This window comes from Nocardia sp. NPDC003345 (genome assembly GCF_053589395.1).
The window spans coordinates 1-22546 of the sequence record NZ_JBSFRU010000068.1; the positions used below are offsets into that span (position 1 = coordinate 1).

The window sequence follows — 22546 nt, forward strand, 5'->3', positions numbered from 1 at the left end:
TCCGTGGGTGGCGTTCACCTCCAGCCACGCCGCGCTGCCGGGCCGGATACCGACCTGCAGTTCGCCGTAGGAGGTTTCCAGCCGCAGGTCGCCCCGCACCGCGTCCTCGATACGGATATCGCCCTTGGCGGTTTTCGCGGTCACCGAGCCGGCGGGTCGTTCGACGACGATCTCCCCGGCGGCGATATTCAGGTCGCTGCGCTGGAGCCCGCCGATGCTCACCAGCCGGCCCACCCCGGCGGTGGCCTTCAGCCGCGACCCGGTGGGCACCTCGACGGTCACCTCGATCGACGGATTGCCGCCGAACGGCGTGTAGGTGCGCCAATCCTTCGGGGTGTGCACGGTGAGTACCCCGGCGGCGAAATCGGCGCGGGTCTGCGCGGCGGCGCGCATATCGGCCCGATCGGATTCGTCGGCCGGCCGGATCCGCACCACGGTGTCGGTGCGGTCCGAGGCGATCACGCGGACCTGCGCGGACATGACGTCGACGGTGACGGTGATCGGTTCCGGGGTGGAGAAGGTGGTCATCGTGGTCTCCTGGGTCTGGAGTGGGCTACTCGGCGGGCTGCCGGTGATGAGGGAAACTTTCGCCGTCGGCGCTGATACCGCCCTGACAGGAATCTGATACCGGCGCTGATACGGCGTTCTGCCTGTTCACGAGGTCGTGAGCGCCGGTATCACAGGGCTGGCCACGGCGGGACCGGCCCACACGGCAGAATGGTCCGGTGCAGATCGGATTGCTCGGACCGCTCGATGTCCGGGCGGATGAAGGCGGATCGGTCGAGATACCGGGTGTTCGGCTCCGGGCGTTGTTGATCGCGCTGGCGCTGGAACCCGGGCGCGTGGTCCAGCGGGCGACACTGGTCGACTGGATCTGGGGAGAACAGCCGCCCGCGGACGCCGCGAACGCGCTGCAGGCCTTGGTCTCCCGGCTGCGCCGGGTACTGCCGGACGGTGTGCTGGAGGGACAGGCCGGTGGCTACCGGCTGGCGGTGCGGCCCGGCGACGTCGACGCGGTGCGATTCGAACAACTTCTCGACCGGGCCCGCGGCGGTGACGACGCCCGCCGGGCACCGCTGCTGGGTGAGGCCCTCCAGCTCTGGCGCGGGACCCCGATGCAGGATGTCGAGGTCCGTGACAGCGAGGCCGTCGACGCGGTGATCACCCGCCTGGAGGGTATGCACCTGGCGGCGCTGGAAGACCGGTACGAGGCCGAGATCCGGCTCGGCCGGGGCGCCGAACTGGTGCCGGAACTGACCGAGCTGGTGGGCCGGTTCCCGGTGCGCGAACGGCTCGTCGCCGCACTGATGCGGGCGCTCGGCGCCGCGGGCCGGGGCACTGAGGCGCTGACGGTGTACCAGCGCGCCCGCGAGGAACTCGCCGACACTCTCGGCGTGGATCCCTCGGCGGAACTGTCCGAGTTGCACGTCGCGCTGCTGCGCGGTGAGGCCGGGCCGCGTGAGACCGAACGCCGGACCAACCTGCGGGCCGAACTGACCGAGTTCATCGGCAAATACACCGATGTCGCCGCCGTGCGCGAACTCATCGCCGGCCATCGCCTGACCACACTGACCGGGCCGGGCGGATCGGGAAAAACCAGACTGGCACTGGAGACCGCGCGCACCCTGCTCGACGATCTGCCCGACGGGGCCTGGGTGGTGGAACTGGCGGCCCTCGGCGCGAGCGGGGATATCGCGCGATCGGCGCTCGCCGCGTTCGGCCTGCGCGACGCCCTGCTGGGCGGGGCCTCGGACGCGGAACCGATCGACCGGCTGATCGCGGCGGTCCGCGACCGCGAAACCCTGCTGATCCTGGACAACTGCGAACATGTGATCGAAGCCGCCGCGGCCTTCGCCCACCGGGTGCTCGGGGAGTGCCCGCGGCTGCGGATCCTCGCGACCAGCCGGGAACAGCTCGGCATCACCGGTGAGGCGCTGTGGCGGGTCCAGCCACTGGCGCTGCCCGCCGCGGACGCCGACGCCGCCGAGATCGAGTCCTCTCCGGCCGTCCAGCTTTTCCGCGACCGCGCCCGGGCCGTGCATACCGACCTCGGCACCTCCGACCACATCCCGGCGACCATGGCGCGGGTCTGCCGGGCCCTCGACGGGATACCGCTGGCGATCGAATTGGCCGCGGCCCGGCTGCGGACCATGTCACTGGAACAGCTCGCCGACCGCCTCGACGACAGGTTCCGGCTCCTCACCGGCGGCAGTCGCACCGCGATACCGCAGCACCGGACATTGCGCGCCGTGGTCGACTGGAGCTGGGAACTGCTCACCGACGCCGAACGGCTGGTCCTGCGCAGGCTGTCGGTGTTCTCCGGCGGGGCGAGTCTGGCGGCGGCCGAACAGGTCTGCGCGGGGGCGGGCGGCGATGCCGGGGGCACCGGCCCGGCGATCGAATCGTGGGAGGTCCTCGATCTGCTGACCTCGCTGGCGGAGAAATCGCTACTGGTCACGTCCGTGGCGCCGGTTGCCGGCACCGGATCCGGTGAGCCGCGCTACCGGATGCTCGACACCATCCGGCAGTACGCCGGGGACCGCCTGGCGGAATCGGGCGAGGAGAACTCCGCCCGCCGCGCGCATCTGGAGTACTTCATCGAATTCACGGCCACCGCGGAACCGCATCTGCGTCGCGCCGAGCAGTTGGAGTGGCTCGCCCGGCTCGCGGCCGAGCACGACAATATCGCGGTCGCGATGCGCGGGGCGCTCGCGGCCGGTGACGGCGCCGGCGCGCTGCGGCTCGCCGCGAGCGCCGGCTGGTACTGGTGGCTCGGCGGCCACAAGGCCGAAGGTTCGGAGCTGGTCACCGCGGCCGCCGAAATGCCCGGCGAGGTGGACGACGAGACGCGCGCCCTGGTGTACGGGCTGGTGGTGCACTTCGGCAGTTCCGGGCGCAATGACGCCGTCCAGGTGGAGGAATGGATCCACAAGGCCTACCGGTTCGGGCGCGGCAGCCGGTCCGGGCATCCGGCGCTGGCGTTCACCGGTGCGCTGGAACGGATGCTGGCCGGTCCCGACCAGCTGCTGCCCGCGTTCGAACCGCTGGTCTCCGCCGAAGATCCCTGGGTCCGGGCGCTGGCCCGCCTGCAACTGGGCAAACTGCGCACCGTGCTCGGCCAGGGCGGCCGGGAGGCCGACGACCATCTGGAGGCCGCGCTCGCCGAGTTCCGGGCGCTGGGTGAGCGCTGGGGGATGTCGTTCGCGCTGGGCGAGCTGGGGGAGCGGGTCGGTATCCGCGGCGATTTCGCCGCTGCCTGCGAGCTTCTCGAGGAGGCGATCGCGGTGGTCACCCAGGTCGGCGCGGTCGAGGACGCGGTACGGATGCGGGTGCGCCAGGCCCAGCTGTACCGGATGCTGGACGACCGCGACGCGACCGCGGCTGCCATGGACGAGGCGCAGCGATGCGCGGACCGGGCCTCCTGGCCGACCGCGCTGGCCGAACTGGCCCTCGGAAAGGCGGAATTGGCGCGGTGGTCCGGCGATACCGCCGAGGCGCACCGCCAGCTCGAGGTCGCGACCGCCGCCCTCGGCGCGGAGGCGGAGCAACCGCACAACGCCGCGATGATCCACGATCTGCGCGGCTACCTCGCCGAGGATCTCGACGCGTCCCGTGAGCATCGCAGCACCGCGTTCCGCAGCGCGACCGCCGCCGGGCACGCGCCCCTGCTCGCCGCGGTCCTCGTCGGCATCGCCGATCTCGCGCTGCGGTCCGGGCAGGACGCACAGGCGGTGCGGCTGCTGGCCGCGAGCACCGAGGTCCGCGGCCTGCCCGATCTCTCCCACCCCGAAATCGCCCGTATCGAGCGCACGGCACGCGAAAGCCTCGGTGAAGCGGGCTTCACCGAGGCGACGCGGGAGGGTGCGCGGGCGGACTGGCCGGAGTTGGCCGAGGCTACGCTCGCTTGCTGAAAGTGGACCGCGACCACAGGTATCCGAAGATCGCGAACCCGGCACACCAGGCGAGCGCGGCGGCGGTGTATCCGCCCGACGGGGTTCCGGCCAGGAACCCGCGCAGGGATTCGATGATCGGTGTGAAGGGCTGATACTGGGCGAACTGCCGCACTCCCTGGCCCATTTTCTCGGCCGGCACGATCGCGGTGCTGAGGAACGGCAGCATGATCAGCGGCACCACGCCCATACCCGCGGATTCCGGGGTCTTGGCCGCCATACCCAGCGCGACGGTCAGCCAGGACGCCGCGAAGGAAGTGGCCGCCAGGACGCCGAGCGCGCCGAGCCAGTCGAGCGCGGACGCTTCCGGCCGGAAACCCAGCGCGAACGCCACCGCGATGATGGCCACGATCGCCACCGCGTTGGTCAGGATGGTCGCGACGACATGACCGGTCAGAACGGCACCGCGGGAGACATCCATGACCTTGAACCGGTTGATGATGCCCTTGGACATATCCGAGCTCACCGCCACCGCGGTCCCCGAGAGCCCGTAGCTGATGGCCAGCAGCAGCATTCCCGGCGCCGCGTAGTCGATGTAGTCGCCGCCGACATCGAACGCGCTGCCGAATACGTAGACGAAGATCAGCATCATCACCACCGGCATGAAGGCGGCGTTGAACACCGTGACCGGGGTGCGGGCGATATGTTTGAAGTTGCGGCGCAGCATGATCGACGAATCGGCCAGCGGCGCGGTGAGGGTGCTCATGATGTGGTGACCTCCGTGGTCGCGTGGCCGGTGAGGGCGAGGAAGACATCGTCGAGATCGGGTGTGTGCACCGTGATCTCGGTGGCCTCGAGGGAGTGTTCGTCGAGCCGGTCCAGAATGCGGCGCAGTGATTTCGAGCCGCCGTCGCCCGGGACCCGCAGGACGAGGGCCTCGTCGTCGCGGGTGCCCTCGGGCAGGATCCGGGCCGCGGAATCCAGTTCGGCGCCGTGGGCGAAACGCAGTCCGATATAGCTGCCGGGCATCTGCCGTTTCAGTTCGGCGGCCGTGCCCTCGGCGACGATACGGCCCTGGTCGAGCACCGCGATACGGTCGGCCAGCTGATCGGCCTCCTCCAGGTACTGGGTGGTGAGGAAGATCGTCACACCGCCGGAGGTCAGGTCCCGCACGATCTCCCACATGGTGCGCCGGCTGCGCGGGTCCAGGCCGGTGGTGGGTTCGTCCAGGAAAACGATCCGCGGCCGGGTCACCAGGGTCATGGCGAGGTCGAGCTTGCGGCGCATACCGCCGGAATAGGTCGCCGCCCGTTTACCGGCCGAATCCGCCAGTTCGAAGCGGTCCAGGAGTTCGGTCACCGCCCGCTTGCGTTCGCCGCCCTTCAGCCGGTGGATATCCGCCATCAGTTCCAGGTTCTCCCGGCCGGTCAGCAGATCGTCGACCGCCGCGAACTGCCCGGTGACCCCGATCGACGACCGCACCGCCCTGGTCTCGGACGCGATATCGTGTCCCGCGACCGTCGCACTGCCACCGTCGGCCTTCAACAGTGTGGTGAGTACGTTGACCGTGGTCGTTTTTCCTGCGCCGTTCGGGCCGAGCAGGGAGAAGATGGATCCGGCCTCGATATTCAGATCTATCCCGTCGAGGACCGTTTTGTCCCCGTAGGCCTTCCGCAGCCCCGAAGCCGCGATTGCTGTGCTGTTCATGGGAACACTGTCGGCGGCCGTGCTGATACGGCCCTGACGCCGGCCTGATACGCGACCGGGGCGTACGACGACTCGCCGGTCCGAACCGGGCGCCCGTGTCTCGGCGTGGCACCGCCGGGTCGGCCATCCGCGCTGCGAGGCTGTCTCCCACCCGGCACGGAGGGAACAGATGACGAAGCGGATCCTGGTCACCGGTGGAACCGGCCGGCTCGGGCGGGCTCTGGTACCGCGGCTGCTCGCGGCGGGCCACGAGGTGCGGGTCCTGACCCGGTCCGAACGCGATCCGCGGGAGCACGAGTGGATCGTGGGGGATCTCCGGACCGGGGCGGGACTGGCGGCGGCGGCCGCCGATATCGAGGTGATCGTGCACCTGGCCACCACCAACGGTCGCGGAGATATCGCCGCGACCCGGGCCCTGATCGAGGCCGCGCGGGCCGCGGGTGGACCGCATCTGGTGTACCTGTCGATCGTCGGTATCGACCACCACGCGCTCGGTTACTACCGCGCCAAGGCGGAATGCGAAGCGCTGCTCCAGCACTCGGACCTGCCGTGGACGACCCTGCGGGCGACGCAGTTCCACGATCTGATCGCCGAGATATTCGACCTCCAGCGATGGTCTCCGGTGCTGGCCGTACCGGCGAAGGTGTCGTTCCAGCCGGTCGACGTGCTCGAGGTGGCCGACCGGCTGGCGGAACTCGCGGCGGGGCCACCGAGCGGACGGGTCCCGGATATGGGTGGCCCGCAGGTGCGGTCCGTCACCGACCTCGCCCACGCGTACCTGCGGGTGATCGGCCGTCGCCGGCCCGTACTGGCGGTTCCGCTGCCGGGGAGGACGATGCGTGATTTCCGCTCCGGTACGCATCTGGCGCCGGAGCACGCGGACGGGCGGATCACCTTCGAGGAGTTCCTGGCCGCCCGGGCCGAAGGCGCCGGGTAGTCGCACGGCCGGGTGCTCGGTCAGTCCGGGATCAAGGTCTGTGAACGCTGCACCGTCCCGGTGATGCCCGCGGCGTCCTGTGCGGCGAGCAAAACCGCAGCCCGGGCCACGGTCTCGGCCGGTTCCACCATCTCCGGCGGAATCTCGCGGCCACCACCGGCCGCCTGCCAGCCTTCGGTGAGTACCACCCGGCTCGGGCTCAGGCAGTTGACGGCGATATTGTCCGCCCGCAGGTCGGCGGCCAGGCCCAGGTACAACCGCTCGACAGCGGCCTTGGAGACCCAGTAGGCGTTCGCGCCGCGGTCCACCATCTCGACGCCGGTCGTGGTGATCGCTATCAGCGAGCCACCGCCCCGGGCCCGCAGCTGCGGGATCACCGCCTGGGTCACCGAGAACACCCCGGTGAGGTTCACGTCCAGGCACAGCTGCCACCGCTTCAGCGGTGTCGTCTCGACCGGTCCCAGCCACAGCACCCCGGCATTGGCGACCAGGATGTCGATACCGCCCAGTTCCGCCACCGTCCGGGTGACCGCGTCCCGCACCGATCCCGGATCGGTGACGTCGCAGGCCACCGCCAGCCCGCGGCCTCCGGCGGCCGTGATGCGTCCGGCCACCGCGTGAATGGTTCCCGGCACCGCGCCCTCGGACTCCGAGCGGGCCGCCACCGCGACGGCCGCCCCCGCCGCTGCCAGCCGCTCGGCGATGGCCGCACCGATCCCGCGGCTGGCGCCCGCTACGAAGGCGACTTTCCCGGCGAGCGTGATCCCGGTGGAGTCCGGGGTCGGTCTGGTCTGCATCTGCCGCCTCATATCGTCCGATGTGCCTATGCGAGGAGGGCGCCCGGGCGAGGTCCGGGTCGTCGGCAGACCTGTCCGTTGCGCTCCCTCTCCCTCGATGAGAATATGCTTCTTGTGCTCAAGAATGCAATTCTGAATCCGTCTCGGAGTAGCTGTCGGCCGCTGTGCGGAAGGTGCGAGAAGTGAGGGCCCGCGACCAATTCCATGTGGGCATCGTGACCACCGATATCGACGCCACCACGGCCGCGCTCTCGGCGACCCTCGGCTACGAATGGGGTCGCACCATCGACAGCACGATCGAGGCCTCCGGCCAGCTCGTCGACCGCCGCGCCGAAGCGGGACTGCGGACCTGCTGGACCCCCGCGAGCTGATATTTCGGGCGCGCGGGATGGGCGCTCCTGCGGCATGATTCGTAGTGAGACGTCGGCTTCGGCGCGATCGCCGCACCGACCGGATCCGGATCCTGCGAGATCGGAGAATCGTGGAGCAGCGGAGGACGGCGGCCGGTATCGCCGGGCAGGCCGAATTCACCCTGGAATATCGTCCCGACCCCGTGTACGGCCCGGGCGTCGAATGGCTGGCGGCCGGGCTGGAGGAGTCGATCCGGGAGGGCAGCCGGTACCCGGTCGGCGAGACCGTGGGCATCGGCTGGCTGGACTGTTATGTGATGGATCGTGGTGACGGCACCCTCGGATTGTGTGAACCCGATTTCACGCAGGTCCCGATGGGTCTGGTCGCGGGTACGGATCGGGCCTTGGAGCAGTTGTGGTTTCAGCGTGAGGTCGCCGGGAGCCTGGGACTGGGACCCGAACTGGATTTCCCGAACGATCGGCAGTACGCCATGACCTGCGAGGCGTTCGGCGCCACCGATTCCGTCCTGATGCAGCGCTACCCGCACGGAGAGACCGAATCGGGCTGGTTCATCGGTTGTACCGGCGCGGTCCACCGGCACACCGACGCGACCCTGCGTGCGGCGACCCTCTACGAACTGGCGGTGGTGCGGCCCGCGATCATCGGCTACCTCGCCCTGCCGGCCGGCTGCTCCGTCGTCCTCTCCGGTGGCCGCCCCGAAATCGCGCGCGGCAGCACCCGTCTACCTTCCCGCGAAGGCTCCCTGCTCGCCGCGATGTACCCCTGACCCGGCAGCGAGATCGGCGCGATGGGTTCGGTACCCCCGGGAGGCGACCGTCGCTGTCGGATCAGCCCTCGTAGTGTGAGCCCACCTGAATCACAGCGATCTCCGTATCGGTGACGAGGTAGATGAGCCGGTGTTCCTGGGTGATCCGTCGTGACCAGTGTCCCGCGAGTTGGTGCCGAAGCGGTTCGGGTTTTCCGATGCCCGCGAATGGGTCGCGCAGGGCCGCATCGATCATCTTGTTCGCGCCTTTGAGTACGGAACGATCAGTGGTAAGCCAACCCGTGTAGGACTTCCAGCCCTGCGCGGTGAAGGTGAGTTTCCGTTCGGGCATCACTCGCTGTCCGGATCGAGAAGCGAATGGGGGTCGGTGCGCCCCGCGCGGGCGTCCTCCGCCGATTGAAGCAGCTGCACCCCGCCGTGGGTGCGGAGCACATACAGGGTTTCCATCAGCGAGTTGTAGTCGCTTTCCGCCATGAGTACAGCGTTCTCGCCGCTCTTGGATACGACGGTAACGGTGTCGTGGTCGTCGTTGACCTGCTGCACCAGCCCGAACAGGTTCTGACGCACGGTGGAGATGGGTAGCGCTTTGGTCATTGCGACATCCTATCGAAATCGTACGATTTATTGTACGACTATTGACAGGGTCTGGGCCAGACAACTGCTGGCGCATTCGGACCCGTCGTCACGAAAGCGGTGTCGGTTTCGTCCAAGACATCGGCGGCGGCTGTTCCTAGGCTGACCGCAGGCACAATCCGAGGCCCCGCACTCAAGAGGAGAACTTGATGACACGCGAACTCGTCTACACGGGATTCATATCGCTGGACGGCGTCGTGGACTCGCCGGGCGGCACGGTCGAGGGGCACCGCAGCGGCGGCTGGGTGATGGACACCGAATTCGTGCCCGAGGCGTTCGCGCTCAAGGGCGAGGAACTCGCCGATACCACCGCGCTCATGTTCGGCCGCCGTAGCTACGAGGCGTTCGCCCCGGTCTGGCGGGACTCCGAGGACCACGCCGCCTACAAGGACCTGCCGAAATACGTGGTGTCCTCCGAACTGACCGAGGACGCGCTGATCGACGGGTGGGGTGAGATCACGATCCTGCGCTCCACCGACGAGATCGCGAAACTGAAGCAGACCGACGGCGGCCCCATCTATATCCACGGCAGTGCCGAACTGGCCCGGCGCCTGGGGGCCGCCGATCTGATCGACCGCTACAACCTGCTCGTGTTCCCGGTGCTGCTGGGCGCGGGTAAGCACCTGTTCGACCGGTCCGACCGCGAGAAGCAGACGCTGCGGCTGCGGGATTCGGCGAGCTACTCCAACGGGGTGTCCAAGCTCGTCTACGAGGTCGTGCGCTGACCGGGATCGAGTGCGATCGGGCCGCCGGACCCTTCTCGTAGCTGCCGGGCCGTACGCCCGATGTACCGGCGCAGCGCTCGTGCGAGATGGGGTTCGTCGTAGTACTCGAGCTTGGCCACCACGCCGGCGGGTGTTTCGCCCGACGCCAGGAGCAGCGCGGCGGTGCGGGCCCGCCCGATCTGGCGGACCCCGCCCCGGGTGAGTCCGGTCGCCGCCCGGAACCGGCGTTCGAGGGTCCGCTCGCCGACCGCCGGCGGCGCACCGCGCAGCGTCTGCGCCACCAGGGGGTCCCGGATGAGCACCCCATCGTGAACGAGCCGGTCGACCAGCGCCTCGGCGTCGTCGGGGCCGGGGGTCTCACGATGGGCGCCGTCGAGCCAGAACGTCCGGCCGGTCACCTCGGGTAGCGCGATCCCGCCGTCCACCAGCGCCGATATCGAGGTGGTCCGCAGCGATGTCCCGGCCGCGAGCTGGATTCCGACGAATTCCGCGCCCTCGGGCACCGGAGCGGTCCCGGTGCGACTCTCCGGCCCGGTGATCGCGGCCTGCGCCTGCCCCTGCTGCTCCCAGAACACCAGCCCCCAGGTCTCGGACGCGATCGAGGTCATCTCCGAGACCCGCTCACTGCGGCACGTCCACACGGACTCGACCCATGGCGAATCCGACGCCCGCGTTCCGAACAGCAGTCCCACCCGCGAAATACTAAGCCGATCGGGCTCGCAGAGGCACCGTCGGTTTTCCCGGCGCCGCGGGATCAGGCGGGAAACGTCGCCCCGGTCAGCTTCTCGGAGAGTTCCCAGAGCTTGTGGGCGTCGTCCGGGGAGCGCAGCGGCGGCCACAGGTCCTGCCGGGCGGGTCGTCCGCCGAGGTTGCCCGGTCCTGCGGGACCGTAGAACTCCGCGCCTTTCGCCTCGGGCCCGGTCGCGGCGAGCAGTGCGGGCCGGGCCGCGGATTCGACCGTGCCCACCAGGATGCCCAGCCGCGAGAGCACCCGGATCGCGCGGATCGAGACAGTGTCGCGCTGCCGGCCCATACCGGGCTGCGCGGCGAGCAGATTCGTCGGCGAGACCCCGGGGTGCGACAGATTGCTGGTGATACCCCACCCCGCCGCCGTGCTGCGCCGGTCGAGTTCGCGGGCGAACAGGCCGACGGCGATCTTCGACTGGCTGTAGGCCCGGCGGCCGTCGTAGTCGTGCTCCCAGTCCGGGTCATCCCAGTTGATCACACCGCTACGTGCGGCGATGCTCGTCTGATGCGTGACCCGGGCCCCGCCCCGGCGCAACAGCGGCAGCAGCCCCCGGGTGAGGGCGAAATGGCCCAGGTGGTTGGTCCCGAATTGCAGCTCGAAACCGTCGGTGGTGATCTGCCGGTCGGGCGGTGTCATCACGCCGGCGTTGTTGACGAGGATGTCGATCGGGCGGTTTTCGCTGCCGAGCCGGTCCGCGAGGGCGGTTACCGACCCGAGCGAGGACAGGTCGAGGGGCCGGGTGGTCACCGTCGCGCCCGGAACGAGGTCGCGGAGCCGACCGGCGGCCTTCTCGCCTTTGTCCGCGTTGCGGACCGGCATGATCACCTCCGCGCCCGCCTCCACCAGCCGGCGGGCGATAACGAATCCGATCCCGTCGCTCGCGCCGGTGACGACGGCGAGTTTCCCGGACAGGCCGGGGATGGCGATATCCATATCGCGGGCCATGGTCGATCTCCTTCGTACTGGGCGAATGCGTGTACCTCGAGATTCCCGGATCGCCGCGAGCGCATCCACGGCCTGCCGATCCCAGGCTGGGCGAGCCGCGGCCGTGGCGTTATGGGGGGATCGGCAGGGCGGGGTTATGCGTTCGCGGCGGTGGTAGAAACACAATCGGCGTCGCGAGAGAGGAACGTGCCGATGATCGATCGTGTCGGGCTGGCCGATTTTCTCCGGACCCGGCGGCGGGCCCTGCAACCGGAAGACGTCGGACTGCCGCGCGGTGCCCGCCGCCGGACCGACGGGCTGCGCCGCGAAGAGGTCGCGGCGCTGTGCAATATGTCGGCCGACTACTACTCCCGGCTCGAACGCGAGCGCGGACCGCAGCCGTCGAATCAGATGCTCGGCGCGATCGCCCAGGGTCTGCATCTGTCCCTCGACGAACGAGACCATCTCTTCCGCCTGGCCGGGCACAACCCACCCGCCCGCGGCGCGGCCGGTGACCACATCGGCCCCGGCCTGCTGCGCGTTTTCGATCGCCTGACCGACACCCCCGCGGAGATCGTCACCGAACTCGGCGAGACCCTGCGCCAGACTCCGCCCGGTATCGCCCTCAACGGTGACGCCACCCGATACACCGGCAACGCCCGCAGCATCGGATACCGGTGGTTCACCGACCCTGCCTCACGGCAGCTCTACGCCCCCGACCAGCACGAATTCCTGACCCGCATGTACGCGTCGGGGTTGCGGGAGATCGCCACCCTCCGCGGGCCCGGCTCCCGGGCCGCGCACCTCGCCGACCTGCTCCTTGCCCAGAGCGCGGAATTCCGGCAGGTGTGGGATAGGCACGAGGTCGGGATCCGCCCGCGTGAGGTCAAACATTTCGTCCACCCCGAGGTCGGTGCCCTGGAACTCACCTGCCAGCGCCTTATCGACCCCGCTCAGGCCCACTCCCTGCTCGTCTACACCGCGATCCCCGGCACCGAGAGTCACGAGAAACTACGGATGCTGTCCGTGCTCGGCGGGCAGGTCCTCGGCTGAGTCCGGCCGCTGCTCGTCGGCTTCGGCCTGGTTCAACTCGCGGGCAGCGGGTTGCTTCGGAGCCCGGCCGCGGTGCGGACGAGGGCCGCGATCGCGGGCGACGTACTGTTGCGCGGCCACGCGATCACGGTGGTGATCGGCGGCGCGTCGACGACCGGCACCGCGACGTGTTCGGGCCACTGCCAGGCCCGGCTGGACGCGGGAATGACAAGCAAGGTCCGGCCCAGCGCCACCAGCTGGGCAAGCTGTGACTGAGTATGTACTTCGGGTCCGGGCCCGTCCGGGTAAGTGCCGTCGAGCCGGGGCCAGCGCGCGATAGGCAGGTCCGGCACAGCGCTCACCTCCGCCATCGTGAGCCGGTCCCGCGATGCGAGCGGATGCGCCGCCGCAACGATCGCGACCTGGTTCTCGGTGTGGAGATCCTCGGTATCGAATCCGGCGAGGTCGTCGACGGGCCGGTGCATGATCGCCACGTCGGCGCTCCCGTCGCGTAGTCGATGGGCCTGCTCGCCGACCTCGCACATCAGTACTTCGACCGGGCCGGCACCCGGTTCCCGTGCCAGCGCGTCGAGCAGGTTCTGCAGAAGTTCGTGCGATGCACCGGCCTTGGTCACCAGTACCAGCGACCGCTGTGGATCACCGGCCCGCCGCGTCCGGCGCGCCGCCGCCGCGACCGCGTCCAGGGCTGCCCGGGACTCGCGCAGCAGCACCGCGCCGGCGTCGGTGAGCGCCACTCGCCGGCGGTCCCGTTCGAGGAGGCGGACGCCGAGCCGCTGTTCGAGTTGGCGGATGGCCCGGGAAAGTGGCGGTTGCGCGATTCCCAGCCGCGCCGCCGCCCGTCCGAAATGCAGTTCCTCCGCGATGGCGACGAAATATCGGAGCTCGCGAGTTTCCAGATCGCGCACACCGGCAGCCTACCCTCCGTGATACCCGGTGGGTATCACAGCGGATCCAACCGGTCTTGGACAGCGCCGCCCGGCGCGCCGAGCATGGATCCTGTGAAAGATACGAAGATCGCGCTGGTCACAGGCGCGAACAAGGGAATCGGCCGTGCCATCGCACACGGGCTCGGGGCACTCGGCTTCACGGTCGCGGTGGGCGCACGTGACGCTGCCAGGGGAGCGGCGGCCGTCGCCCGCCTCCGCGCCGCGGGCATCGACGCGTTCGATATCCCCCTCGATGTCACCTCCGACGAGAGTGCCGCCGCCGCGGCGGCCACCATCGAGCAGACGACCGGCCGGCTCGATGTACTGGTCAACAACGCCGGCATCGGCGGCCGGACCGATGCGGGTGCGCAGGATCCCGCGACTCTCGATCTCGACGTCCTCCGCACCGTCCTCGACACCAATGTGTTCGGGGTCATCCGGGTGACCAACGCGATGCTCCCGCTGCTCCGTCGCGCGGCCGCACCGCGAATCGTCAACATGTCGAGCAATATGGGCTCGCTGACTCTGCGGACCGGACCGATCCTGGCCGCCTACGCACCGTCGAAGTCGATGCTCAACAGCATCACGACCCAGTACGCCCGGGCCTTCGCGAATACCGGCATCATCGTGAACGCCGCCTGCCCCGGTTATGTCGCGACCGATTTCACCGGATTCGGCGGATCGCGAACGCCGGAAGAAGGTGCCGCGATCGCACTACGCCTGGCCACCCTGCCGGACGACGGCCCACGCGGCGGATTCTTCGACGACGCGGGTGTCGTCGCCTGGTGAGCCCTGGATCTGCCGTCCACCTGCACAGATGGCGGCGTTGCAGCCCCGGGTGGGGGCGGAGGACACTGGAGGAATGGCTGACAGGGAGCAACGCACGCCCCTCTACGGGGTGGTGCTGATTCTCGCCGCGCTCGCTGCGTCGCTGGTGGTCAGTTATTACGGGCCGATGTGGTTCCGTGTGACGGTCTATATCCTCACGGCGGTGATCGTGCTGGTCGGCGGCGTGATGACCTTCCGCGACTACCCGTACTGACGTAGCGATGCGGCTCCTCGTCGCCCCGGTTCCGCGGGGTGACGCGAAACCTCGCGTCGGCGTCGGCTCCACTAGGCATACCCGCTCACCCGATGCCCTCGGCCGCGAGTGGTCGGCGGGCCGTCAGCAGACCGTCGGGCTCTGTATCGATACGTGTGCCGAACCGGCGGCTGATTTCCGCGAGCCGGGTGCGTAACCACCGGGTATCGGCGGCTCCGGCCCGCTCGAGTCGTACGTGCCGGACGAGCAGCGGCAACATACGCACTGCGGCGGACTCTCCGGGTTCGACAGTGACCAGATACAGCAGCCGCAACTCCGGCCGGTAGGAATCATGTCCGCCGATGCCCTCGTAGTCGTCGATGACATCGCCGCACCCGTACAGGATGGGGCGGCCGCGACGGATTTCGAGGGCGCGTGGGTGGTGCGCGGAGTGGCCGTGCACGATGTCGACACCGGCGTCGATCAGCCGGTGGGCGAATTGTCGCTCGCTCAGTCCGGTTCCATAACCCCAGTTGGGTCCCCAGTGCACCGAGACGATGGTGATATCGCCACGGCGGGACTCCGCCGACAGCCGCGCGGCCACCTGGTCGGCATGCCCGACGGACGGTTGGTCGATCAGCCAGACCCCCGGACGGTCACCGCCCGCCGCCCAGCCCGCCGGAACACCGCTGGACAGAGTCGATACCGACGCGACGAGCACCCGCCCACCGCGAGCGGGTACGGCCGCGGGTTGCCGGGCGGCGGCGAGGTCCATGCCCGCTCCCACAGCCCGGATACCCGCGTCCGAGAGCGCGTGGAGAGTGCCGGTCAGTCCCGCGATACCGAAATCCAGCGAATGGTTGTTGCTCAGCGCGCACGCGTCCGGGCGCACCGCCGCGAGTGCCGGGAGATTGCCGGGGTGCATGCGGTAATGAACCCATTTGCCGGCCGCGAATTCACCGCCCGCGGTGACGGCGGTCTCCAGATTGAAGACCCGCACGTCGGGCGCGAGTTCGTCGAGAACATCGAGCACCTCGCCCCAGGGGCCGGTGAAACCGTAGGGCCGGGGCATCGGCCCGTTGACCTGCTCGGCCAGCTCGATGTAGCGCCGGGCGTCCCGAACGCTCGGTTCCCGCAGTTCCGGACTCCCGGCGCAGGGCAGGAGTTGATCGACACCACGACCGAGCATGACGTCACCACCCAGTAGGACGGTGATCGTCATGGCGATCGCGAACCCCGCGACATCAGTTCACCAGACGGTGCCAGGGGTCAGGTGAGCATTTCGTCGAGGGTGGCGGCGGTCAGAATCCGCGCCGTCCAGGTCCGCACCCGGTCCGTATCGGCCGATCGAACCCGGTGGATCACCGCAGCGGCAGCGGGCCGAACTTTACCGTCATCTGTTCGAGCAGCGCTTCCGCTCGGCCCTCGGCCTTACCTTGGGCACGGCCGCGGGCTTCGATGGTTTCGGCTGTGGTCACGATTGCCTCCTTTGCGCGCGGGCCGAGCTGTTCGAATACCGTCGCTAGCTCGGTCTCGGCGGTATCGCCGACGGTCATGATGTAGGTCAGGACGGTCAGGTAGTCCCCGAGAGGGTCGGGACCGGACTCCAGGGCGCGCAGGTCTTCGAGCCAGTCCAGCATATCGCGGCCCAGCTCGCGGTTGTGCGGTGCGATTTTCTGCAGCACCAGCAGCACCCTGGCCGCGGGAGTGAGGTCGCGGTCGCGCAGTGCGGTGAGGTCGGTGGCGGCCCCTGTACGCCGACCGGCCGACAATCATTGTCCGCCAATGAATTACGAACCTCGGATCTGGGAACGGTAGCAACCCACGCGATGGTCTTGGGCTCTGCTCCTCTCGGCTTGATCTGCGGTGTGGAATGTGTCAGTTGCAGTGCCGGTTGTTTCGATCGACACGTTCGGTCGATATCAACGGAAAGAACCAATGGGGGTAATGATGGCGATAGCGCGATTGGCGGCGATAGCACTCGACAGCGACGATCCGATAGGGCTCGGCCGCTTCTATCGTGAGCTACTCGATCTCCGAACGCTCCACGAATCGGAGGAGTTGGTGGTGCTGCGGGCCGAAGGGGTCGCGGTCACGATCGAGCGGGTCCTCGACTACCGCGCTCCGGATTGGCCGAATGACACCGTTCCCAAACAGATGCATCTCGACCTCTTCGTCGAAGACCTCGACGTATCGGAGTCCTCGGCGCTGTCCATCGGCGCCACCAAGCCGGAAACCCAACCGGCCCCCGGCAAATGGCGCGTCCTGCTCGACCCCTCGGGCCATCCGTTCTGCCTCACACTGCCGCCCGGCTCCGCCTAACGATTCTTCGCGGTTGCGGCTCAGCCGGCCTTGCGTTCGAGCGCTTTCGCGGTGCGGGAATCGGCAGGCAGAAATGTCTCCAGCCGCAGCTCGGAGATCGTGACGTTCACGGCGGTGGCGAAGGTGGTGATCGCGGTGATCAGACTCAGGTCGCCGCGACCGGATCGAAGGCGGAGCGGGACAGCGAAACCGATATGATCCGCGTCGACCTCGGGCGGGTTCGGTAGATAACCCTCCAGCTCGGCCAGCATCGCCCTGTGCCGCTCGTGCGGGGCCCGGGCATTGTCCTGCCTCGGACGTTCGAGCACATGCCGCGCCCAGTCGTCGAAGTTCAGGATCCGCGGCGCCAAACCGCGCGGATGTAATGCCAGGCGCAGTACGTTGACCGGTGGTTCCAGCAGTTCCGGCGCGACGCCCTCGACGAGAATGCCGAGCCCGTCGTTGGCCGCGACCAGATCCCCGAAGCGATCCACCACGATCGCCGGGTACGGACTGTGCCCGTCGAGCAGTCGCCGCAGACTGTCCATGACCGGTCGCAGCGCCGGATCGTCCAGGTCGGTCTCGGGGTAGCTCGGTGCGTAACCGGCCGACAGCAGCAGGGCGTTTCGTTCGCGCAACGGCAGTTGCAGGGATTCCGCGACCCGCACCACCATGCCCCGCCCCGGCGCGGAGCGGCCGCTCTCCAGGAAGCTCACATGTCGTTGCGTGGTCCCGGCCCGCAGCGCCAGTTCGAGCTGGGACAACCGCCGCTGCCTCCGCCATTCCTTCAGCGCCGCGCCGAAACCGTTCATGATGCGAGCGAAACATATTCCCTCCCGGGAATTGAGCGCATACCCTCCGTCGGCGACGGTGGAACACGTGAAATACGGACTTCTCCTTCCAGCCGGTCAGGCCCAGCTCGCCGCGGGTGGCTCGGCACAAGCCCTGGTCGAGACCGCGGTGGAGGCCGAACGGCTCGGATTCGACTCGGTCTGGGCCGGCGACTCCCTCGTCCGCGCCAGGATCGAACCGCTCACCCTGCTGACCGCCGTCGCGCAGGCGACCGAACGCATCACCCTCGGCACCGCGGTGCTCATGCCCGCCTACCGGCATCCGGTGCACGCCGCGGTGACGCTCGGTTCGCTCGACCTGCTGTCGGAGGGTCGGCTCGTGGTCGGTGTCGGGGCCGGTTTTCCCGGCCTGAGCGAGCAGGAACTCGAACTCGTCGGGGTGGATTTCCGGACGCGATTCTCCCGGCTCGACGATACGGTCGCGCTGTGGCGGGAGCTGTGGACCGGGAAGCCGCAATCGTTTCACGGCAAGGTTTTGCACTACGACTGGCTACCCGAGGTGCCGGCGCCTGCCCGTCCGGGAGGTCCGCCGATCTGGCTCGGCGGGATAACCCCGGCCGCGCTGGGGCGTACCGCGCGACTGTACGACGGCTGGCTGCCCTACCCACCCGACCCCGCGGATTACGCGACCGCCCTGGCCACGATCCGGGACACCGCCGCGCGGCCGGTCACCCCGGCCCTCTTCGCGACCGTGTTCGTGGACGACGACGCGCGGCGGGGCGCGAAGGCGTTGGACGAGTACTGCCGGGCCACCTATCAAATGCCGTTGGAGTCCGTATCGCGGATCCAGGTGATGATGACCGGCCCTGATCTCCCCGCCCGCCTCGCGCGGTTCGTCGAGGCCGGCGCGCGCCATATCCTGCTGCGAATCGGGGCGGTGGTCTCGGCTACGTTCACCGAGCAGTTGGTCGAGGTCGGGGAGCTACTTTCTGTGCTCCCACGCCAGTAAGTCCGCGCTGAGATGAGTGGGCCCGGGGACCCGTCGTGATCACTTGCGGAGGTTCGCTATCAGCTCGTCGGCCAGTGGTGTCAACTGCTCCGGGCCCACCGCGTTTCGTGTCGATACGGTGACCACCAAGCGTTCATCGCCGACGTCGAACACTGCGGCGACCCGATGCCCGAACAGCGGAATCTCGCCATACCCGGCCACTGTGCCGAGCCCGGGTACCGCCTGATAGGAGTAGGGGGCGACGGTTTCTCCCGGCTCCGCGTACTTCGCGCGCAGATCGGTGAACTCCCCGTCCAGCGCTTCTTTGTCGGATTCCTCGGGCAGTGTGCCACCGAGTGCTGTCGCTATTTGCCACGAATTCCCGTCGTCGTCTTCGTGCGGGAAGTACTCGCAGTCGTACGATAGGGAATCCGTGCGGCCGGGCACACGTCCGGCTTCGGGGCTCCCGATGCGTATGCCCAAGGCCTGTTCGACAGCCTCGGCTCGGACCAGTCCACACATCCGTTCTTCGGTCATCCCGTCCAATATCGACGGATCCGACGCGGATTCGGCCAGTGAACACGATGATGTGGCGACGAGGACAGCCATGATCACAATTGATTTCCGGAACACGTTTCCTCCCCAACTCTTCGCGCCTCTACCGCCGGCTGTTCGGCCGGGCATGGGGAGAGCCGACACGGTCCCCATGGCGTTCTTGTTGTCCCTGATAGCGGATTCTGCCCGGTGTATCCCGGAGGACGTGAGACCTGTTAACCAGGCCCGGATACCGCCGGCGAATCAGCGTGATCAGTCCACGACCGCGAGCAGCGGCGCCAACCCGGCGGTGGTGCCGACGAACTGAAGAGCGGCGACGGCGAGGAGACCTCCGATATACGGGCGCAGGAGCCGTCTCGTGTTCATCTGCTGGTCGTCTTTCAGGGTCGACGGCGTCGCTGGACCCGCTGCCGCGGCGGTCACTGCACCTCTCACGTGGTTTCAGTGGCGGTATCGCCCATGGCCGACTCGTAGAACGCCGAGAGTGCGTCGTCGATGGGATGCGGCTGCGGTGCGCCGCCGGCGTCGAGCCTGTTCCACCGCTGCGTATTCACCGCGACCGACAGCTGTCGGTCGCCGTCCGCACCGATCATGGAGACCGCGCCGGCTCCCCAGGTCGAGCCGTCGTGGCCCCAGAAGACACCGCGACCGGGTGCCGCCCACCGGTGCAGGCCGAGGCCGTAGTCCACGACTTTGCCCTCGAAGGAGATCACCGGGACTGTGCGTTGCATCTGCGCCAGTGACGACGGGGCGATGATTTCACCGGCGAGCAGCATCCGGAAGAAGCGGTTGAGATCGCCGACGGTCGAGATCAGCGAGGCGGACGGCCGGGCCCACGACATATCGAAGACGCTGTAGTCACGGGGCGGGTCGACCTTGCCGAACCATGCCTCGTACATCAGGGAATGGGGTCCGTCGATATGCGCTCCGGTCGGAATCTCCGTATCGCGAAGCCCGGCGCGCTCGATCACATTCGCGGTGATGTACTTCTCCGCCGGGATGCCCGTTACTTCCGTCAGGAGCTCGCCCAGGATGAGGTAGTTCGTGTTGGAGTAGACGCCGGGTGTCGCGCCCGGTGTGCCTACGGCGGGTGCGGTGACTCCCAGCTCGATCAGGTCGGCGGGGTCGAAGCATCGGAACCGGTTGTCGTCCAGGCTTTCCGGACCGGTGTCGGCCAACGAGGGGAATGCCCGCAACGAGTCGTAGGCCCGGAAGAGGAATTCGGCGAGGCCGCTGGTGTGGTTGAGCAGCATCCGGACCGTGATTGCCGCACCGCGTTCCCCTGGAACCAGCTGCGGTAGGTAGTGGCCGATCGAGGTATCCAGCTCGATCCGACCGGTCTCGACCTGCTGCAGGACTGCCGCGGCGGTGAAGGTCTTGGTGATGCTGCCGACGCGGTGTCGTAGGTCGGCCGTGACGGGTCGGCCGGTGGTGAGGTCGGCGACCCCGGCGGCGCCGCGCCAGAGCTGGTCGCCGTCACGCACCTCGGCGAACACGCCCGGCACACCCGCGCGGTGGACCCTTTCGATCGCGGCGTCGAGATTCGCGGCATCCAGTGAATTCGTCATTGCCCGTGTCCTTTCCAAGGGATGTCCTCATTATGCACGCGGTGCGTGCAACGGCAAGTGCATAAGCTATGCTGGGTCCGATGAGAGGAGCGCGATGACAGGCCGAAGGCGTTGGTCGACCGAGGAAATCCTGGACACGGCGGCGGAACTGCTGCGCTCGAGTGACGCCGAGTCGTTCAGCGTGCGCAAACTCGCCGCGGCGCTCGGGACCGATTCCTCCAGCCTCTACCGGCACTTCCGCAGCAAGACCGAACTGCTGCGTGCGGTCGCCGACCGGATCCTGCTCGCCGCCATGGACGGCTACCGGCCCGAGGGTGACTGGAAGCAGCGCATCACCGCCACAGCCCTGCGCCTGCGAGAAGCCTTCGGTGAGCAACCCCAGCTCGCCGCCGTCTGGGGGCGCTACGTGTCGGGCGGAGCCGGTTCCCGGCTGGTCGCCGAAGAAATACTGCAGGCCCTGCAAGCATCCGGCCTGCCCGACGAGCAGATCCCGACGCGCTACCACCGGCTCGCGGTCACCGTGGCCGCCCTGATCGCCGCCGAGGCCGGGGTCGGCACCCTCACCGCCGACGAGTACGAGCAGGGCATGGAATTGTTCCGCGTCATGGTCCTGGGCGCCGACCCCGAACTCTTCCCCGCCCTGGCCCACTTCGCCCGCGAACTCCGCCCCCTCGGCGCCGATCGCTGCGCCGCTTTCGAAGAGATCCTCGCCGGCCAACTCGCCCACATCGAGGCGGCAATACCCTGACGACGCGGGCCGCCCGCGGCCGGGCCGGCGCCGGATGGCGGCAAGTTACATTCGTACAAGATGGTTCGACGATTTCTGACGAAGCTGTCGGTATGAGCGAATCGAGCCCCGTCCGGACACATATCGACACGACAGTCCACGGGTTGCACGTTGTCATCGACGGAGACCCGGCAGCACCGCCCCTGTTGCTCATCCACGGTTCGGGCGCGACCGGTTCGACGTGGGCGCCGGTGGTGCCGTCGCTCGCCATGACCTATCGGGTGATCACGATCGACCTTCCGGGATGCGGCCGATCCGAACCGGCGTCCACGTACGCTGTTTCTCAGCAGGCCGACCGGCTGGCGGCACTATTGGACGAACTCGGGTTACGGAATCCGAAGGTGGTCGGTCACTCCAGCGGGGGATACGTCGCTACCGCCCTCGTGGAGCGCCGCCCGGACCTGGTCGGCGAGCTGGTCCTGATCAGTACCGGGCCGAGCCGCGAAGCGCTGTTACCCGAGCCGGCCATCATCAAAGTGCTCACCTCACCGCCGTTCGGTGCGCTCGTGTGGGCGATTCGTACCGACTCGATGATCCGGCGCGGATTGGCAGCGACTGCGGCGGCCCCGATCACGGTGCCCGACACGGCCGTAGCCGATCTGCGAATGACGACCTACCGCACGTTCCGTGCGATTCTCGCCGCCAACATGGACTACATCACCGCGGGGACCGTGCCCGAGCGCCTCACTGCCGCCGGTAAGCCACTCCTGGTGATCTTCGGGGATTCCGACCCTCGGTGGGACCCGGCCGCCGCACGCCGGTACGAGGCGGTGCCGGGGGCCGAGGTCCACTACCTTCGCGGAGTCGGGCATATGGCGATGCTCGAGGACCGCGACGCCCTCGTCCGCTCGATACTCGACTACACACCCTAGAAGAGCCCTCCGTCGCCGCGATGTGGTCGATCTAGACGGGATCCAACTCCGTGCGGGCACGCCATGCGGCTGCCGAGTCCAGGGTCGCCATCGGATGCAGCATTGCGTAGTCGAAAGCCGCGAGTGGAGCACCATTCTGGATGCGGCGCGGCAGGTCTGGATTCGCCAACGCGCCGCGACCCAGC

At 68.6% G+C, this 22546-nt stretch carries 26 protein-coding genes; 12 read left to right on the top strand and 14 right to left on the bottom strand.

Annotation, left to right across the window (positions count from 1 at the left end):
• Positions 1-528 (bottom strand): hypothetical protein (locus ACWDU1_RS10840; protein ID WP_449997540.1); only part of this gene is annotated, 528 nt, incomplete at its 3' end.
• Between the two features lie 197 nt (positions 529-725).
• Here ACWDU1_RS10840 and ACWDU1_RS10845 point away from each other — a divergent pair.
• Positions 726-3911: a BTAD domain-containing putative transcriptional regulator gene (locus ACWDU1_RS10845; protein WP_449997541.1), complete on the top strand. Its 3186-nt coding sequence runs from the start codon at positions 726-728 to the stop codon at positions 3909-3911.
• On the opposite strand, the gene ACWDU1_RS10850 is transcribed toward ACWDU1_RS10845, so the two are convergent.
• Positions 3895-4656, bottom strand: a complete 762-nt coding sequence (locus ACWDU1_RS10850; protein WP_449997543.1) for an ABC transporter permease — start codon at positions 4654-4656, stop codon at positions 3895-3897. The two genes, ACWDU1_RS10845 and ACWDU1_RS10850, sit on opposite strands and share 17 nt — an antisense overlap.
• Positions 4653-5597, bottom strand: a complete 945-nt coding sequence (locus ACWDU1_RS10855; protein WP_449997545.1) for an ATP-binding cassette domain-containing protein — start codon at positions 5595-5597, stop codon at positions 4653-4655. The genes ACWDU1_RS10850 and ACWDU1_RS10855 overlap by 4 nt, the downstream gene beginning before the upstream one ends.
• 169 nt (positions 5598-5766) lie before the next feature.
• Here ACWDU1_RS10855 and ACWDU1_RS10860 point away from each other — a divergent pair, with 169 nt between their 5' ends.
• Entirely contained in the window at positions 5767-6534 is a 768-nt protein-coding gene (locus ACWDU1_RS10860) for an SDR family oxidoreductase (RefSeq protein ID WP_449997547.1), read from the top strand.
• Positions 6535-6554: 20 nt separating this feature from the next.
• Here ACWDU1_RS10860 and ACWDU1_RS10865 read toward each other — a convergent pair whose 3' ends face one another.
• Positions 6555-7331 carry an SDR family NAD(P)-dependent oxidoreductase gene (locus ACWDU1_RS10865; RefSeq protein ID WP_449997549.1) on the bottom strand — a complete coding sequence of 259 codons (777 nt, stop codon included), beginning with the start codon at positions 7329-7331 and terminating at the stop codon, positions 6555-6557.
• Positions 7332-7513: 182 nt separating this feature from the next.
• On the opposite strand from ACWDU1_RS10865, the gene ACWDU1_RS10870 reads away from it, so the two are divergent.
• Together ACWDU1_RS10870 and ACWDU1_RS10875 are read left to right on the top strand one after the other, a co-directional pair.
• Complete coding sequence (locus ACWDU1_RS10870) at positions 7514-7702, top strand: hypothetical protein (protein WP_449997550.1); 189 nt, start codon at positions 7514-7516, stop codon at positions 7700-7702.
• 110 nt (positions 7703-7812) lie between these two features.
• A complete protein-coding gene (locus ACWDU1_RS10875; protein WP_449997551.1) occupies positions 7813-8469 on the top strand; it encodes an immunity protein Imm33 domain-containing protein in 657 nt (218 codons plus the stop codon).
• Positions 8470-8530: 61 nt separating this feature from the next.
• Here ACWDU1_RS10875 and ACWDU1_RS10880 read toward each other — a convergent pair whose 3' ends face one another.
• On the bottom strand, positions 8531-8800 hold the full coding sequence (locus tag ACWDU1_RS10880; protein WP_449997553.1) for a Txe/YoeB family addiction module toxin: 270 nt from the start codon (positions 8798-8800) through the stop codon (positions 8531-8533).
• Positions 8800-9063, bottom strand: a complete 264-nt coding sequence (locus tag ACWDU1_RS10885; RefSeq protein ID WP_449997554.1) for a type II toxin-antitoxin system Phd/YefM family antitoxin — start codon at positions 9061-9063, stop codon at positions 8800-8802. Before ACWDU1_RS10885 ends, ACWDU1_RS10880 begins: the two co-directional genes overlap by 1 nt.
• A 188-nt stretch (positions 9064-9251) precedes the next feature.
• On the opposite strand from ACWDU1_RS10885, the gene ACWDU1_RS10890 reads away from it, so the two are divergent.
• Complete coding sequence (locus ACWDU1_RS10890; RefSeq protein ID WP_449997555.1) at positions 9252-9827, top strand: dihydrofolate reductase family protein; 576 nt, start codon at positions 9252-9254, stop codon at positions 9825-9827.
• On the opposite strand, the gene ACWDU1_RS10895 is transcribed toward ACWDU1_RS10890, so the two are convergent.
• Both ACWDU1_RS10895 and ACWDU1_RS10900 read right to left on the bottom strand, forming a co-directional pair.
• A complete protein-coding gene (locus tag ACWDU1_RS10895; protein ID WP_449997557.1) occupies positions 9809-10435 on the bottom strand; it encodes a helix-turn-helix domain-containing protein in 627 nt (208 codons plus the stop codon). The two genes, ACWDU1_RS10890 and ACWDU1_RS10895, sit on opposite strands and share 19 nt — an antisense overlap.
• Before the next feature lie 146 nt (positions 10436-10581).
• Positions 10582-11520 carry an SDR family oxidoreductase gene (locus ACWDU1_RS10900; RefSeq protein ID WP_449997558.1) on the bottom strand — a complete coding sequence of 313 codons (939 nt, stop codon included), beginning with the start codon at positions 11518-11520 and terminating at the stop codon, positions 10582-10584.
• 192 nt (positions 11521-11712) lie between these two features.
• Between ACWDU1_RS10900 and ACWDU1_RS10905 the strand changes: the two genes are divergently transcribed.
• On the top strand, positions 11713-12552 hold the full coding sequence (locus tag ACWDU1_RS10905; protein ID WP_449997559.1) for a helix-turn-helix transcriptional regulator: 840 nt from the start codon (positions 11713-11715) through the stop codon (positions 12550-12552).
• A gap of 32 nt (positions 12553-12584) precedes the next feature.
• Here ACWDU1_RS10905 and ACWDU1_RS10910 read toward each other — a convergent pair whose 3' ends face one another.
• Positions 12585-13457, bottom strand: a complete 873-nt coding sequence (locus tag ACWDU1_RS10910; RefSeq protein ID WP_449997560.1) for a LysR family transcriptional regulator — start codon at positions 13455-13457, stop codon at positions 12585-12587.
• 84 nt (positions 13458-13541) lie between these two features.
• Here ACWDU1_RS10910 and ACWDU1_RS10915 point away from each other — a divergent pair, with 84 nt between their 5' ends.
• On the top strand, positions 13542-14267 hold the full coding sequence (locus ACWDU1_RS10915) for an SDR family NAD(P)-dependent oxidoreductase (RefSeq protein WP_449997562.1): 726 nt from the start codon (positions 13542-13544) through the stop codon (positions 14265-14267).
• A gap of 73 nt (positions 14268-14340) precedes the next feature.
• A complete protein-coding gene (locus ACWDU1_RS10920; RefSeq protein WP_449997563.1) occupies positions 14341-14520 on the top strand; it encodes a hypothetical protein in 180 nt (59 codons plus the stop codon).
• An 85-nt stretch (positions 14521-14605) separates the two neighbouring features.
• On the opposite strand, the gene ACWDU1_RS10925 is transcribed toward ACWDU1_RS10920, so the two are convergent.
• Both ACWDU1_RS10925 and ACWDU1_RS10930 read right to left on the bottom strand, forming a co-directional pair.
• A complete protein-coding gene (locus tag ACWDU1_RS10925; RefSeq protein ID WP_449997564.1) occupies positions 14606-15721 on the bottom strand; it encodes a CapA family protein in 1116 nt (371 codons plus the stop codon).
• A gap of 139 nt (positions 15722-15860) precedes the next feature.
• On the bottom strand, positions 15861-16193 hold the full coding sequence (locus ACWDU1_RS10930; RefSeq protein WP_449997566.1) for a hypothetical protein: 333 nt from the start codon (positions 16191-16193) through the stop codon (positions 15861-15863).
• A gap of 253 nt (positions 16194-16446) precedes the next feature.
• Between ACWDU1_RS10930 and ACWDU1_RS10935 the strand changes: the two genes are divergently transcribed.
• Positions 16447-16821 (top strand): VOC family protein, encoded by a 375-nt coding sequence (locus ACWDU1_RS10935; RefSeq protein ID WP_449997567.1) that lies wholly within the window; start codon positions 16447-16449, stop codon positions 16819-16821.
• Between the two features lie 20 nt (positions 16822-16841).
• On the opposite strand, the gene ACWDU1_RS10940 is transcribed toward ACWDU1_RS10935, so the two are convergent.
• The gene (locus ACWDU1_RS10940) at positions 16842-17612 is read right to left on the bottom strand and encodes a helix-turn-helix domain-containing protein (RefSeq protein WP_449997569.1); all 771 of its coding nucleotides are present in this window, start codon (positions 17610-17612) and stop codon (positions 16842-16844) included.
• A 67-nt stretch (positions 17613-17679) separates the two neighbouring features.
• On the opposite strand from ACWDU1_RS10940, the gene ACWDU1_RS10945 reads away from it, so the two are divergent.
• A complete protein-coding gene (locus ACWDU1_RS10945; RefSeq protein ID WP_449997570.1) occupies positions 17680-18600 on the top strand; it encodes an LLM class flavin-dependent oxidoreductase in 921 nt (306 codons plus the stop codon).
• A 39-nt stretch (positions 18601-18639) separates the two neighbouring features.
• Here the strand turns inward: ACWDU1_RS10945 and ACWDU1_RS10950 are convergent, their stop codons facing one another.
• Positions 18640-19188, bottom strand: a complete 549-nt coding sequence (locus ACWDU1_RS10950; RefSeq protein ID WP_449997572.1) for a hypothetical protein — start codon at positions 19186-19188, stop codon at positions 18640-18642.
• A gap of 377 nt (positions 19189-19565) precedes the next feature.
• Entirely contained in the window at positions 19566-20702 is a 1137-nt protein-coding gene (locus ACWDU1_RS10955; protein ID WP_449997573.1) for a serine hydrolase domain-containing protein, read from the bottom strand.
• A 94-nt stretch (positions 20703-20796) separates the two neighbouring features.
• Here ACWDU1_RS10955 and ACWDU1_RS10960 point away from each other — a divergent pair, with 94 nt between their 5' ends.
• Both ACWDU1_RS10960 and ACWDU1_RS10965 read left to right on the top strand, forming a co-directional pair.
• Positions 20797-21450 (top strand): TetR/AcrR family transcriptional regulator, encoded by a 654-nt coding sequence (locus ACWDU1_RS10960; protein ID WP_449997575.1) that lies wholly within the window; start codon positions 20797-20799, stop codon positions 21448-21450.
• Positions 21451-21542: 92 nt separating this feature from the next.
• Entirely contained in the window at positions 21543-22361 is an 819-nt protein-coding gene (locus tag ACWDU1_RS10965; RefSeq protein ID WP_449997576.1) for an alpha/beta fold hydrolase, read from the top strand.
• Positions 22362-22546 lie beyond the last annotated feature (185 nt).

What these genes read in the sequence shown, in the direction of transcription:
- ACWDU1_RS10855 (WP_449997545.1), bottom strand. Translation starts at nt 5,597, where the DNA reads ATGAACAGCACAGCAATCGCGGCTTCGGGGCTGCGGAAGGCCTACGGG.
- ACWDU1_RS10915 (WP_449997562.1), top strand. Translation starts at nt 13,542, where the DNA reads ATGGATCCTGTGAAAGATACGAAGATCGCGCTGGTCACAGGCGCGAAC.
- ACWDU1_RS10885 (WP_449997554.1), bottom strand. Translation starts at nt 9,063, where the DNA reads ATGACCAAAGCGCTACCCATCTCCACCGTGCGTCAGAACCTGTTCGGG.
- ACWDU1_RS10860 (WP_449997547.1), top strand. Translation starts at nt 5,767, where the DNA reads ATGACGAAGCGGATCCTGGTCACCGGTGGAACCGGCCGGCTCGGGCGG.
- ACWDU1_RS10925 (WP_449997564.1), bottom strand. Translation starts at nt 15,721, where the DNA reads ATGACGATCACCGTCCTACTGGGTGGTGACGTCATGCTCGGTCGTGGT.
- ACWDU1_RS10880 (WP_449997553.1), bottom strand. Translation starts at nt 8,800, where the DNA reads ATGCCCGAACGGAAACTCACCTTCACCGCGCAGGGCTGGAAGTCCTAC.
- ACWDU1_RS10965 (WP_449997576.1), top strand. Translation starts at nt 21,543, where the DNA reads ATGAGCGAATCGAGCCCCGTCCGGACACATATCGACACGACAGTCCAC.
- ACWDU1_RS10865 (WP_449997549.1), bottom strand. Translation starts at nt 7,331, where the DNA reads ATGCAGACCAGACCGACCCCGGACTCCACCGGGATCACGCTCGCCGGG.
- ACWDU1_RS10950 (WP_449997572.1), bottom strand. Translation starts at nt 19,188, where the DNA reads ATGGCTGTCCTCGTCGCCACATCATCGTGTTCACTGGCCGAATCCGCG.
- ACWDU1_RS10900 (WP_449997558.1), bottom strand. Translation starts at nt 11,520, where the DNA reads ATGGCCCGCGATATGGATATCGCCATCCCCGGCCTGTCCGGGAAACTC.
- ACWDU1_RS10940 (WP_449997569.1), bottom strand. Translation starts at nt 17,612, where the DNA reads ATGAACGGTTTCGGCGCGGCGCTGAAGGAATGGCGGAGGCAGCGGCGG.
- ACWDU1_RS10935 (WP_449997567.1), top strand. Translation starts at nt 16,447, where the DNA reads ATGATGGCGATAGCGCGATTGGCGGCGATAGCACTCGACAGCGACGAT.
- ACWDU1_RS10955 (WP_449997573.1), bottom strand. Translation starts at nt 20,702, where the DNA reads ATGACGAATTCACTGGATGCCGCGAATCTCGACGCCGCGATCGAAAGG.
- ACWDU1_RS10905 (WP_449997559.1), top strand. Translation starts at nt 11,713, where the DNA reads ATGATCGATCGTGTCGGGCTGGCCGATTTTCTCCGGACCCGGCGGCGG.
- ACWDU1_RS10960 (WP_449997575.1), top strand. Translation starts at nt 20,797, where the DNA reads ATGACAGGCCGAAGGCGTTGGTCGACCGAGGAAATCCTGGACACGGCG.
- ACWDU1_RS10920 (WP_449997563.1), top strand. Translation starts at nt 14,341, where the DNA reads ATGGCTGACAGGGAGCAACGCACGCCCCTCTACGGGGTGGTGCTGATT.
- ACWDU1_RS10850 (WP_449997543.1), bottom strand. Translation starts at nt 4,656, where the DNA reads ATGAGCACCCTCACCGCGCCGCTGGCCGATTCGTCGATCATGCTGCGC.
- ACWDU1_RS10890 (WP_449997555.1), top strand. Translation starts at nt 9,252, where the DNA reads ATGACACGCGAACTCGTCTACACGGGATTCATATCGCTGGACGGCGTC.
- ACWDU1_RS10895 (WP_449997557.1), bottom strand. Translation starts at nt 10,435, where the DNA reads ATGACCTCGATCGCGTCCGAGACCTGGGGGCTGGTGTTCTGGGAGCAG.